Source organism: Vibrio sp. 10N.261.45.E2 (assembly GCF_002875705.1).
In the GTDB taxonomy this organism is placed as follows: Bacteria; Pseudomonadota; Gammaproteobacteria; order Enterobacterales; family Vibrionaceae; genus Vibrio.
The window spans coordinates 61,861-75,077 of sequence record NZ_MCZZ01000025.1; the positions used below are offsets into that span (position 1 = coordinate 61,861).

The 13,217-nt window shown below is 44.4% G+C and carries 12 protein-coding genes and 1 pseudogene; 8 read left to right on the plus strand and 5 right to left on the minus strand.

The window, feature by feature from the left end; genetic code table 11:
- Positions 1 to 112 precede the first annotated feature (112 nt).
- From nagE to BCT34_RS01560, 5 genes and pseudogenes are all read left to right on the plus strand, one after another.
- On the plus strand, positions 113 to 1,591 hold the full coding sequence (gene nagE, locus BCT34_RS01535; protein ID WP_076654126.1) for an N-acetylglucosamine-specific PTS transporter subunit IIBC: 1,479 nt from the start codon (positions 113 to 115) through the stop codon (positions 1,589 to 1,591).
- 204 nt (positions 1,592 to 1,795) lie between these two features.
- Complete coding sequence (locus BCT34_RS01540; RefSeq protein ID WP_131828410.1) at positions 1,796 to 2,719, plus strand: hypothetical protein; 924 nt, start codon at positions 1,796 to 1,798, stop codon at positions 2,717 to 2,719.
- Positions 2,720 to 2,850: 131 nt separating this feature from the next.
- Positions 2,851 to 3,465, plus strand: coding sequence for a hypothetical protein (locus BCT34_RS01550; protein WP_131828411.1), 615 nt, complete (start codon positions 2,851 to 2,853; stop codon positions 3,463 to 3,465).
- A gap of 146 nt (positions 3,466 to 3,611) precedes the next feature.
- Entirely contained in the window at positions 3,612 to 3,989 is a 378-nt protein-coding gene (locus BCT34_RS01555; protein ID WP_076654132.1) for a hypothetical protein, read from the plus strand.
- Positions 3,990 to 4,238: 249 nt separating this feature from the next.
- A pseudogene (locus tag BCT34_RS01560) lies at positions 4,239 to 4,364 on the plus strand (type II toxin-antitoxin system prevent-host-death family antitoxin); the annotation flags it as partial.
- Between the two features lie 24 nt (positions 4,365 to 4,388).
- On the opposite strand, the gene BCT34_RS01565 reads toward BCT34_RS01560, so the two are convergent.
- The 3 genes from BCT34_RS01565 to BCT34_RS01575 form a co-directional block, all read right to left on the minus strand.
- A complete protein-coding gene (locus BCT34_RS01565; RefSeq protein ID WP_076654134.1) occupies positions 4,389 to 5,678 on the minus strand; it encodes a HAMP domain-containing sensor histidine kinase in 1,290 nt (429 codons plus the stop codon).
- Positions 5,662 to 6,336, minus strand: a complete 675-nt coding sequence (locus tag BCT34_RS01570) for a response regulator transcription factor (RefSeq protein ID WP_076654136.1) — start codon at positions 6,334 to 6,336, stop codon at positions 5,662 to 5,664. Before BCT34_RS01570 ends, BCT34_RS01565 begins: the two co-directional genes overlap by 17 nt.
- 240 nt (positions 6,337 to 6,576) lie before the next feature.
- Positions 6,577 to 7,512 (minus strand): LysR family transcriptional regulator, encoded by a 936-nt coding sequence (locus BCT34_RS01575; RefSeq protein ID WP_076654138.1) that lies wholly within the window; start codon positions 7,510 to 7,512, stop codon positions 6,577 to 6,579.
- A gap of 173 nt (positions 7,513 to 7,685) precedes the next feature.
- Here BCT34_RS01575 and BCT34_RS01580 point away from each other — a divergent pair, with 173 nt between their 5' ends.
- From BCT34_RS01580 to BCT34_RS01590, 3 genes are all read left to right on the plus strand, one after another.
- Positions 7,686 to 8,369 carry an SDR family oxidoreductase gene (locus tag BCT34_RS01580; protein WP_076654140.1) on the plus strand — a complete coding sequence of 228 codons (684 nt, stop codon included), beginning with the start codon at positions 7,686 to 7,688 and terminating at the stop codon, positions 8,367 to 8,369.
- 101 nt (positions 8,370 to 8,470) lie between these two features.
- Positions 8,471 to 9,679 (plus strand): MFS transporter, encoded by a 1,209-nt coding sequence (locus BCT34_RS01585; protein ID WP_076654142.1) that lies wholly within the window; start codon positions 8,471 to 8,473, stop codon positions 9,677 to 9,679.
- An 84-nt stretch (positions 9,680 to 9,763) separates the two neighbouring features.
- Complete coding sequence (locus BCT34_RS01590) at positions 9,764 to 10,852, plus strand: alkene reductase (protein WP_076654144.1); 1,089 nt, start codon at positions 9,764 to 9,766, stop codon at positions 10,850 to 10,852.
- Between the two features lie 307 nt (positions 10,853 to 11,159).
- Here the strand turns inward: BCT34_RS01590 and rlmJ are convergent, their stop codons facing one another.
- Both rlmJ and secF read right to left on the minus strand, forming a co-directional pair.
- Positions 11,160 to 12,026: a 23S rRNA (adenine(2030)-N(6))-methyltransferase RlmJ gene (rlmJ, locus tag BCT34_RS01595; protein WP_017077084.1), complete on the minus strand. Its 867-nt coding sequence runs from the start codon at positions 12,024 to 12,026 to the stop codon at positions 11,160 to 11,162.
- Between the two features lie 236 nt (positions 12,027 to 12,262).
- Positions 12,263 to 13,216: a protein translocase subunit SecF gene (gene secF / locus BCT34_RS01600; RefSeq protein ID WP_076654146.1), complete on the minus strand. Its 954-nt coding sequence runs from the start codon at positions 13,214 to 13,216 to the stop codon at positions 12,263 to 12,265.
- Position 13,217 lies beyond the last annotated feature (1 nt).

Below are 13,217 nucleotides of genomic sequence, written 5' to 3' on the forward strand. Positions count from 1 at the left end.
GTATTTCAACAACATCGCCCTACATTAATAATCGTTAATCTAAGCACAATCCGCCCTTAATTCTTGTGCAAGTAAGCTCCCAGTATTAATCGAAATATAGAGAGAATGAACAGTGAATATACTCGGATACTTACAAAAAATAGGTAAAGCACTGATGGTACCGATCGCGGTGCTGCCAGCCGGTGGTTTAATGCTGGGATTAGGTTATGCCATTGACCCAACAGGCTGGGGAGCCAACAGCCCGCTGGCAACCATTTTGGTTTATGGCGGTAAAGGCATCATGGATAACCAAGCGTGGTTATTTGCCGTTGGTGTCGCTTATGGTTTAGCAAAAGATAACAACGGTGCCGCAGCACTCTCCGGCCTATTGGGTCTGTTGATCATTGAGATGATTGTCGGTGATGTGAATGTTATTTCACAAATTACAGGCGTGCCTGTTGCTGACATGGGTGCACCTGAGCTTATCGCATCAAAAGCAGCTGTCAGTGCCTTTACTGGTATCGTGATGGGTATAGTTGCAGCCTCACTTTATAACCGCTTCCACACCATTAAGCTGCCCGCCGTTCTTGGTTTCTTTGGTGGTAAACGATTCGTCCCGATAGTGACGTCAATCGCCGCCATCGGTATCAGCTTGGTCATGGTTTATGTGTGGCCTGTTGTTTATGGTGCACTTGTTAACTTTGGTATCGCAATTTCTGAAATGGGTGCGGTGGGAGCTGGGCTTTATGGCTTCTTTAACCGACTTCTAATTCCTGTCGGTTTGCACCATGCTTTAAACCAAGTATTCATCTTTGATTTAGTCGGTATTAACGATATTTCGAAGTTCTGGTCAGGTACGGGTGAGCTCGGCGTGACGGGTATCTATCAAGGTGGTTTCTTCCCAGTAATGGGTTATGGATTACCTGCCGCTTGTTTAGCGATGTACCACTGTGCAAAACCAGAAAACAAAAAGAAAGTTGGCGGTATTCTAGGTGCTTCAGCACTAACCGCTATCTTAACGGGCGTAACAGAACCCATTGAATTCGCCTTCATGTTTGTGGCACCGGTGCTTTACGTTATTCATGCGTTCTTGGCCGCTATCTCACTTTACCTTGCAGCAAGCATGCAGTGGATCGCAGGCTTCACCTTCAGTGGTGGTTTGATTGATTTCGTGTTGTCTTACAACCTACCACTCGCCGTTAAACCATACATGCTTGTACTCCAGGGTTTATGTTTTGCTGCGATTTACTACTCAATTTTCCGATTCGCTATCCTAAAATTCGATTTAAAAACACCAGGCCGCGAAGATGCTGAAATCGCAGAAGTAAACCAAGCGTCATCGAATGAAAAAGCCGCTCAATATTTAAAAGCGCTTGGTGGACATGCAAACCTAACCAGTATCGATTCATGCATCACACGATTACGCCTAACACTTGAAGACATCAGCCTTGTTGAAGAAGCAACACTCAAAGCGATTGGCGCAATGGGCGTTGTTAAGATTGGTTCAAACAACCTACAAGTCATCATCGGGACAGAAGCAGAAGAAATTGCGCACGCAATGAAGCAGATTCCTGAAAGCCAAGACCTAACATCGGTCCCACTTCCGAGTTAAACCCAGCACCACTAAAGTACTGCACACGTTACTGTGCACATTACAACACTCAGGCCAAAGCGATTCGCTTTGGCTTTTTTTGTAGGCGGTAATGTGTGCTTGCACGGTTACTCACTTAAAATTTAGGACGACTATAGATTATGTGCATAGCATTCAGTTGGTTATAAGCAATAATCTTGATATGTTAAGCGGATAGATTCGTGCTTGCGCGATATTAAAATGTTAGGTGAGTATTTAAGGCTTAATATGATATTTAAAGATGTTAGTGAAGCAAAAGAACACGTTGTTAAATTGACGAATAAAGCTGAAACACTCGAGGAAATCAATTCTTCGATTGGCTATTTCCAAGGTATGGCGGATAAAGCTAAAGATGATTGCTCGAAAGAGTTGTGGAAAAGTGAAGTTGAGAAACTTGAGTTATGGAAGAGCAGTGACGATTTCAAAAATGGTAATTTCCCTCAAGGCATCGATGATCTTATTTTAGAAGTGGTTGAATGGAGAGCGACTCAATTCGCTTTTCAAACTGTCGAAACTAAAGGTCAGCTATTTAGAGAAAGTGGATTTCTTGCTCAGTGGTACCTAGGTTCAGTGTACGGTGTATTTACAATAATTGGGAAACTAATCAGTAAAGACTCTCGTGATAATTCATTACGAAAACTATGGGATGATGTATCCCCTATCATGCTCGATGATGGAGCATGTACACGGGCTGAAGTAGATTACATAAATCAAGAAATGCACCGAAGTCGAGGGCGATTCACAAATGATAATTCCTCGGTTCTACGGTTTAGAAATAAGCTAATAGCTCATAATGAAGCGAGTCCTGTTGTTAAGTGGGATGAAGTAGACCGCGAGTTATCTCTACTCATCCGAATGTGGTCATTGTTAGTTGCTTGGAGTTCGTTTGGGTTGTGTCAGCCATTTCGAACTAACGAACAGGCATTTATGTGTATCGAATCTTGCTTTCTAGACTCAGAACTTTCTTTATTAAAGGACGCTAGACAGAGGTATTTAGATCAGATTGAGAGTTGGAGCAAAAACTATGCTCACAATGGTGACCTAGATACCGGGCGTGGTGCGTTTTCTACATTTTCCGTGGATGTAAGCATTGTGCAACAACTCACCTAACAAGCATTTAAGAGTGATTCTCAACGCTTGGCATTTTTACTATGCATTGCGTTTAGTGTTTGAGGTGGTATGCGGTAGCTTCGGTATTGCGTTGTTACACCTTTACAGTACATTATACAAATGGATCAATGATGAAGTTTCCGGAAGGCGTTTATTTGTTTCATATTGAGTCCTTAAAAGACCAGTACTTTGATGAATTCGCAGCAGATTTAAATGCTCATGGTATTCAAGCGTCCGTTCATTCTAGACGTGATCCTGGACTATATGCATGTAACGAATGGTTAATACCAACAGCGATAATTGCCGGTATATCTGCTGGTTTTTTAAACGAGGCAGGTAAAGACCTATACCAAGTTGCTAAAAGTAAGCTAGCAGAGTTGTGTACTACAACAATAAAGAAACCAAGAATCGAGCCAGTTCTTATAGGAAGTGAAGGCAAAATTAATAGTGACAATCCGTACTCTTCCGGGTTCTCAATCTACTCTGAAGCAAATATGGGACGTAGATTTAAACTTTTAATTCCCAAATACTCTGCACAAGTCGACTACAACAAAATTGTTCATGCCTACCTAGACTTTCTCAAAGACTACAATGACGACATTGTTGCGGAAATTGATATTGGCATAGAGTTATTAACAATTTTGCCTTCATCTACAATACTTGTTCGCTATAACGAGTCGACGAAAAGCATCGAGTGGGTGGATCATATTCCTGCTCACATACGAGAGGGCATGAGTACTATTTAGAAATTTACATAACAAAAACATCAAGGTGACGCGTTACACTCGGCGGTTTTGATAAGGAGTTCAATGTTCTTTGCAGCACACATCACAAACTGTGAAACAAATGAGAGTAAAATTCCTCGGAAAACATCTTATAAAATAGGTTTTTCATGAAATTCAATAGTTTACTTTTCATCGTTTTCTGTTTTGTCTCCAGTTCAGCCATTGCTTCTACCAGTACCTTAGAATGTGTATATAAGAAGTATGCAGACCCAGAGGGTATCCATGTGACAAAGAATGATTTCATCCTTAGATATCTGATTGATCCCGATGCCGACAAAGTATATGTGCTGGGGAACAATGGTAGTAATGAGGTGGTAAAGGTTCCTGGAAATGACCATGTGTCATTTTTGGAAGCTACTGGAGCAGGGAATGTGATGGTCACTACGATTACAAATACAATGGATACAGTGCATAGTCGAAACACAGTTGGCTTTGGTGGTGACCTTATTCCATCTCAGTACTACGGGAAATGCACTGCCAAGTAACACACATATAACAAATAAGGATTAAGGTGTTGCGTAGCCAACACTAAATCCCAAGTGTTGAACAAGCCCGAAGTCACTTTATTAAGTAAATTGTACGATCGGATTTGAAGGGCACATCGCTTTGAGCGATTTTCTCAAAGCGAGCGAGGCCAAAATAAGGTTGCGATAGCAATCTTATCAATCAGTTAGCCATTTTTTCGTCTCTTTCTTCGTCACGTCTCCTCTGATTTCGTACATGTGGAGGTTCTTATGAGAATAGTATCTTTTACTGAAGTTAAAGATAGCCTCAAGGCTGTTTTGGATAGTGTCGTTAATGATGCTGATACAACAGACATTACACGTCGTGATTCTGAAGATAATGTGGTTATATCTTTAGCCTCCTACAAACATTCACTAAGGTTAACGCTCAAAATAGAGGCGCGCTCTTAATCCGGGGGTGTTGTCTCTTAAGATAAGATGAGCATGGTGACGCTTTACTACCGCATCAACCAGAGATAACCCTAGGCCATTGCCAAGCTCAGTGCGGCTTTTGTCAGCACGGAACATAGGGCGACAAACATTCATCTTATCGCTGTCTGAAATTCCAATCCCATTGTCTGCCACCGTGACACCAAAATAATCAACCACCACTTCAATTTCTCCCTTTTCAGGCGTGTACTTCACTGCATTTTCAACCAAGTTGAAAACAGCCCTGAACAGTAGGCTTTTATCACCCGATACTTCGCACTCTTGGTCTAAACGACAAACCAATTTTTGCTGTTTCATCTCAGCGATGGGGCTAATAAATTCGATGGCATCTTGGGCTATTTTCCCAAGGCCCACGCGCTCTGTGGCGATCGGTGTTTGGCCGCTATTTAACTTGGTGATCTCTAACATGCTATTAAACAGAGATAAGATAAGCTCAAGCTCGTCGTGACAAGCAGAAAACTGGTCTTGATGTGCTTCGGTCAGCGTTGGGTCTGAAAGCACCTCTTCCAATCGCAATTTCAGTCGAGCCATAGGAGTGCGCATGTCATGTGCCATACCGACCGTTAATGATTTTAAAGACTCTTCATTTTTGGCCATCTGCTCAATCATGAAATTGAGATGGATCGCCAAAATATCGAACTCATCATCTTGCTTAGATACTGGAATTTTTACGCGTTGTTCGCCACACAGCACTCGATTCATCGCTTGGTTGACTCTTTCCAAGCGCTTTAAGATTAGTACTGTGAAAAACAGAGCCGCAATCAACATCACAGCGATCGGTAATACTATTCCAGAGAAGACGATGGGAATCAGGGTGTTGCGGTATTCTTCTACCGCTCTTTGGTCAATACCGATAACAAGACGATGCGTATTTCCGACTGGAATATCAGCCGTCTCTGATACGACAGAACTCACGGGGTAAATAGAAACAGTGGCAGGGGTATTTGAGCGTTCTACCAAATGATAGTAAAAGTTGGTGTCAGAGGTCTGTTTAGCGGCCAGTAGCTTCTCAACATCGGCTTTGCTCTGTTTGGCGACATAGCTAAATTCAGAAGATTCATCTTGCAGTTGCTTGACCAATTGTTCTCGATGAAAAGCATCGGAGTCTTTGTATACCTGCCTAATCACGATGACATTAATCACCGTCACCAACACAAACAACCCAACTAAGGTTTTAAATACCGAGGAACGAGTGAGGGAGTAATCATCGACGAAGGACATAACCTGCCCCTCTCACCGTATGAAGTAGATCCGGGCATCCAGCTTCGTCAAGCTTCCTTCTCAGGTTCGCAACATGAACATCGATGACATTGGTTTTCGGATCGAAGTGGTAACTCCAAATCGCTTCAAACAAGCGCATTCTTGATACCACTTGCTCGCTGTGCTCCACGAAATACTGAATCAGTTGAAACTCTTTAGGCTGAAGTTGAAGTTCTTGATTCATGCACATCACACGGTGTGCTCGTAAATCTATTTTTAGGCAATCGTACGCGAGGCCGTTATCGCTAGAGCTTTGACGTTTAGTTCGATTGATAATGATATCAACCCTTGCGATAAGCTCGGCGAGCGCAAAAGGCTTTATCAGATAATCATCACTTCCCGCTTGTAGGCCATTCACGCGATCTTCCACACTGTCCATGGCACTTAAAATCAAAACCGGTAAGTTTTCTTCTGTGGCTTTAATGGCAGAAAGCACCTTCATACCATCCAAGTAAGGCAGCATGCGATCAAGAACAACCAGTTGATATTCAGAGCTCAACGCCATCATCAAGCCTTTCTTGCCATCTTCCGCTTGGTCGTCCGCATAGCCATGCTCTTCAAGGCCTTTGGCAATAAATTCTCTGGTGGTGGTGTCATCTTCGATGATTAATATTTTCACTGGTAGCCCTCTTTATCGAAGATAAATTTTATCGCAAACAAAATATTTATCGTCAGAAAAAAGAAAGGCTCGCGTGACTAATGCGAGCCAGATGCCGTTTAGGGGGTAAACGGCAATTCGGTAACTTGATAAATTGGTAAATTGGTAAATTGATAACAAAGCTTTATTTCATCAATAACGCTTCAATGACAATATAAATCCACCTGCATTGAGGTTTGATTTCCAATAGATTAACAATAATTAATCTCTGCCAGGTTTCTCGATCAAGCCACTAAACCTTTCGAACAGAAAGTCCAGAAACAACCGGATACGTTTTGGCTGATACTTCTTGCTGATGTACACCACATTCAAATCGGCACTGGACACCGACATCGCGGTATTGAAGTTCTTCATGTAGCCGTTAAGTAACGTCACGAGGCGTTGGTTATTGATATCGTCTTGCACATCCAACACTGATTTAAGCGCAATACCCTCGCCTTTTAATGCCCAGTATCGAATCACTTCGCCATCATCCGAGAACCGCTTAGGTACGACCGTGACAGCCTTCTTCATATCATGATCTTGGAAGTGCCAAGTTTTGAGTTCTTCATTGCTGCGGAGCATGGCCAAACAGTCATGTTCTGCTAAGTCTTGTGGCTTTAAAGGCGTCCCATGCTTGGCAAGATATTCCGGTGAGGCACACAACACTCGTCGGCTTGGCGATAAGCGTCTGGAGATAAGGCTACTGTCCACTAAGTCTCCATAGCGGATCACAATGTCCAAACCCGATTCGGCAATATTCGATAAGTGATCGTCCAAATATAAGTAAGGGATAACATCGGGGTATTGCTGACAAAATTCAGACAGGATCGGAAGAATGTACTGCTTACCGATATCCTTCGGCGCCGCTATTTTTAGGGGGCCTTTAACCTCTTTGACACCATTTTGAATCAGGTTTTCAGCTTCACTGACGTTATCTAATATCTCCAGACACGCCTTGTGGTACAGCTCCCCCGAATCGGTCAAAGACACATGACGCGTGCTTCTATTCAACAACTTCACACCATATCGTTCTTCCAGCGCCTGCAGCCTTGCTGTCATGGTTGCAGGGGAGAGACCCAGTTCGCGCCCTGCCGCCGCTAAACCATGGTGCTTCACAATACTGACGAACATAGCCATGTCTGAAAACTTATCCATACTCTTCGCGCTTCCGCCCCTTCGTCTTACTGCTCGATCTTAATGCTCGATTTGAATACCCAGCCACATTATTCATATTAACCGAATAATGAATTCATATTTTAGTCAATTATCAAATTTAGTCGAACAAATATAATGACAACCATCAGCAGAACAACGCAGGAATTCGGAATATGCAAATTGAGCATTCAAAACAAGAGAAACGTACTTTCGTCATCATTGGTGGCACATCAGGTATCGGCAAAGCATTGGCGATGCAATTGAGAAACGAAGACAACACAGTACATATTGCCAGCCGACACACAGGCGTTGATATCACCGATGAAAAGTCGATTTGTGAATACTTCGAATCGATTGGCGTGTTTGATCACTTGGTGATAACCGCGGGGTCATACGCTCCCGCAGGCAAAGTCACAGATGTTGCCGTTGAAGATGCAAAAGCAGCCTTTGACACCAAGTTTTGGGGAAGCCTAAACGTTGCGAAACATGCTGCGCGTTACATGACATCAAATGGCTCAATCACTTTCACCACTGGCATGTTGTCACGCAAAGTCGTTGCTGGCACTTACGTTAAAACCGCGATTAACGCCGCGCTAGAAAGCGTCACAAAAGTGCTTGCCAAAGAACTGTCACCGATTCGAGTCAACTCAGTGAGCCCCGGCTTAACCATGACAGAAGCGTATAAGAACATGGACGATTCCGCTCGTGCAAGCATGTACGACAACGCCAAAAACAACCTACCCGCAGGCAAGGTTGGCGAGCCTTCAGAGATAGCCATGGGTTACCTGTTCGCGATAAATAACCCATACGTCACAGGGTCAATCATCGATATCGACGGCGGCGCTCTACTCAATTAAGCCCTCATAGCTAAGCCCATCAGAAACAGTAATAAACATTAAAACGAGAGCGCCCAACATCGCGCCCTGTGCTACCAAAATTTGAATATAGGTACATCGTCATGAAACAAGAAACCGCCCATAAAGAAAAGATGCCATTCCAAGTTTGGATACTGACACTCGCAGCGTTTGCAATCGGCACGGCTGAGTTTGTTATCGCAGGCATCCTTCCACAAATTGCGACATCACTTTCGATCACCGAAGGTCAAGCCGGATACCTAATCAGTGCCTACGCGTTGGCTATCGTTATCGGTGGCCCGATCTTAACCATCTATCTTGCTCGCTTTAATAAGAAGATCGTGCTGATTGGCTTAATGGCACTGTTCATCATCGGTAACGTGTTGTCGGCCTTAGCGCCAAGCTACCCATTGCTGCTGGCAAGTCGCGTTATCGCAGGCTTGGTTCAAGGTCCTTTCTATGGCATAGGTGCAGTTGTCGCAACCAACTTAGTGTCTGAAAAAATGGCAGGTCGTGCCGTTGGCCAAATGTTCGCAGGCTTAACACTCGCTAACGTTCTTGGCGTTCCAGCTGGTACATGGGTCAGCTTGCAATTCGGCTGGCACACCACTTTCTTTACCGTGGCAGCACTTGGCACTATCGCGATGCTTGCCATTTTGACTTCGATTAAATCGGCCGGTCACAGTGAAGCGAAAGACATCAAAACTCAGCTTCTAGCGTTCAAAAATCCAATGTTACTGATCAGCTTAGCGATCACCGCTTTTGCTTGGTCTGGCTTCATGACGCTTTACGGCTACCTTGCGCCAATCGCCATGCACATCACAGGTTACAGTCAAGAATCCGTAACTTGGATCTTAGTGATAGTGGGTGTTGGCTTAATCATCGGTAACACCTTGGGCGGACGCTCTTCAGATAAAAACCTAGGCAAAGCTTCAATGTTTTGGGCTGTCGCAATGATCGTGTCATTGGTGGTGGTTGGCCTAGTGGTAGACAACAAAATCCTCTTCGTTGCCGCTGCATTTGTCTTTGGTATTGCATCATTTGCGAACGTTCCTGCCATGCAGCTTCGAGTAATGAACCACGGTGGCGAAGGGCAAGAGCTAGCAGCAACCGCGAATATCTCAGCGTTTAACTTAGCCAATGCCTTCGGTGGGTTCCTTGGCGGCATGGTACTCGACAGCCAGCTAGGTGCAGGAATGATTCCATTCGCAGCCGTTGTTGTCCCTGTTATTGGTTTACTGCTTATCGCGAAAGCCAACAAAGCTGAAAAACCACAAAGCAACTCAATATTTGCACCAACAGAAGCTAAATAATTTAAGAACTCCGTAACTTCAAAGTGCCAATTCATTATCAAACTGGAATTGGCACTGCACTAAAAATTCATAAAGGTAGACACCATGAACAAATTATTCGAAACATCAGAACTGAAAGGCCTAGAGCTGCAAAACCGCGTGGTTATGGCACCCATGACTCGCGCTCGCACTAGCCAACCTGGCAATGTGCCAAACGACATGATGGCGACTTATTACCAACAACGAGCAAGTGCAGGGCTAATCATCACTGAAGCCACACAGATTTCAGATGACTCCCAAGGGTACTCATTCACACCCGGCGTTTATACCGATGCGCAAATCGAAGGTTGGAAATCAGTAACAACAGCAGCCAAAGCACAAGGTGCCGCGATATTCTGCCAACTATGGCACGTGGGTCGCGTGTCTCACCCTACCTTTCAAAAAGGCGAGTTGCCGATTGCACCTTCAGCATTAGCGCCAATAGAAACGCAGGTTTGGATCTCTGATGAGAACGGAAACGGCAACATGGTGGATTGCATCCAACCAAGAGAGATGAACCAAGCAGACATCAATCGTGTTGTTCAAGATTTTGCTAACTCAGCGAAGAAAGCCGTCGAGGCAGGGTTCAACGGAGTGGAAATCCACGGTGGTAATGGCTACCTCATCGATCAATTCCTAAGAACCAATTCAAATAAGCGCACCGACAACTATGGTGGCAATCGTGAGAACCGACTTCGCTTTCTAATTGAAGTCGTGGATGCGGTAATTGAAGCGATTGGTGCTGACAAAGTGGGCGTACGTTTGGCCCCATTCATCACCTTCAAAGACATGAACTGCCCAGACATCGTGCCAACGATTTTAGAAGCGTCAAAGGAACTGCAAGCTCGTAACATCGCTTATCTGCACCTATCAGAAGCCGATTGGGATGACGCGCCTGTGATACCTGAAAGCTTCCGTGTAGAGCTAAGAGAGTTGTTCTCTAACACCATCATCGTTGCTGGCAGCTACACACCAGAACGTGCCGAAGAAGTATTGAGTAAAGGCTACGCCGATCTCGTCGCATTCGGTCGCCCATTCGTTGCTAACCCAGATCTAGTTTCACGCCTACAAAACGGCAGTGAGTTATCCGATCTTGATGGCGCCACTCTGTTCGGCGGCAACGAAAAAGGCTATATCGATTACCCAGCGTTGTAGCGAATTTGGAGGAGATGATGGTTTCTAACCACTAGAAACATTTCCGACAGGCAAAAGAAAGGCTCGCATGACTAGTGCGAGCCTTATGCAGTTTAGGGGGTAAACCACAATCTAGTTTAATCTTAAGATTAATTATTTAACTTATGAGCCATTATGCACTTGTGCGCATTGATATTCTATTTTTAAATGATTCACTGCAATTAATCAATCGATAAAAGTTAGAGTTTGGTCAATTTAAACCATACAGATTGAAATGATTTAGCGATCTACATCTCGAAAATTATCACAAATCCCATAAAAATCAGATCTATAGGCTTCTCATTTGCCAATACCCTTCGCCATTGGTCGCGAGTTGACTGTGTAAGTAATCCAGAGTGTCAGCCACCGTTCCAGCAATGCCTTGTGGTGGATTAAATAACAACAAACCACTACCGATTAGGCGATCATCACCTTTAGGATCTCGAAGGCGAAGCTCCGACTTAATCGGACTTGGTAGCAATCCATCTTTCACTGCGGTCACGCAGTGGTTCAGAATCAGTGAGCTCTTGTCGTCCGTGTAAAGTGGGTACCAAATTAGTGCAGATACCTTCTCAGATTGCTGATACGCCTTAACCAAGGCATCAATCACCGCGAGGTATTCAGAATCAGTTTCATAGGGTGGGTCGATAACAATCAGATGGTGGTTGTCATGTTTAGCTACGTCATCAGGTAACGCCTTAAGCCCATCACCGGCGCTAATCGTAAGCTTGCTCGAAATATCTAGGTTACATTGTAACTTCTCAATATTGGTTTGCAGTAAATCAGCTTCATCTTGCTGAATGTCTGAAAAATAGAAGCTATCTTGGCTGCGACCTTGTTGGTAAGTGATGGCGGCAGAACCCGGATACAAAGAGATAAGTTGATTCGGATTGTAGTATTCAAGAACCGACATAAAAGAAGCGAACGCCGGAGGAAGATAAGCCTTATTTCGCCACAAGTACCCGACCCCTTCTGCAAACTCCCCTGCGTGATTGCTTGGTGCGGTGGTGAGGTCATAACACCCTGTACCTGAGTGCGTGTCGATAACATTGAGGCGTGAATGCTGCTGCATTAATGACTGAACCAGTGCACTCAATACTGGATGCTTTAGCGCATCACCATGGTCGCCTACATGACATTGATGTCGATATTCCATTCCCTTGCCTCATTTCTACTAACGTCATCTAAACATACTTCATATCATGAGTGCTTGCCTGCTGAATCCATCGTTTTTTGAAATAGGCTCTCTTTTCTGTAACCAGTTGACTCTTATATAAAAATAAAGCCCCTGAACTTACTTAGGGGGTTAAGTGAGTTCAAGGGCTTTTATTATTGATTTCGGTTAATAGCGTAAGTAAATCGGCCTTCCGTACATAAGCTAGCTTAGCTTGACTAAGGGTACTCACCCTCAACTTCTACTGGCGCTTTCACTTGGTAGTGACAAGGCTGTAAGCCAAGTAACTTAGGCAGTGTGATACCGACAGAAACAGAAGACCACGTACCGCTGACAATGCCGACAACGAGTGCAATAGCGAAACCTTGCAGCGCAGCACCACCAAGTAGCCAAAGCGCTGATACGGTAATTAGCGTTGTTCCTGAAGTCACCATGGTGCGTGAGAAGGTCGCTTTAACCGATTCGTTAAGAAGGTTGTCTGTTTCACCGTTTGGATTGCCACGCAGCATTTCACGCACACGGTCGGCGATGATGATCGAGTCATTCAATGAGTAACCGAGAATCGCTAATACGGCCGCCAATACCGTCAGGTTGAACTCAAACTGAGTAAAAGCGAACAAGCCCAAGATGAGCGTCACGTCATAGATGATCGCAGCGAGTGCGCCCAGAGCCAAACGCCACTCAAATCGTACACTCAGGTACAGCATGATCATCAAGAAACACACCAATACCGCCAAGCCACCTTGGTCAACCATGTCTTGCCCTACTTGAGGGCCAACCACACTGCTGTTGAGCACTTTTACTTGGTCGCTGACCGTCGTCAAAGCATCCACTAAATTCGGTTGTGGGGTATCGGTAAGTTGGCTGTAACGAATCGTCCAACGATCCTGCTCTGCCATACCAACCACTTGCACGTCTTGTTGGAAAGCTGTATCGAGTTTTGTTTTTAACGCGTCTTTAGTTACCTGATCGGAGAGCTGAACTTCGGCAACCACACCGCCTGTAAAGTCCAAACCCCAGTTAAAGCCTTTCACTGCCACCAGCATCACTGAGCTCATGAACAGCACAATAGAGATCATAGACATCACCTTACGAAGGCGAGTCATATTGCTATCTGTAATATAGCGGTCTGAAATATTGCTGTTTGAATTAATCATTTTTGAAGTACTCATG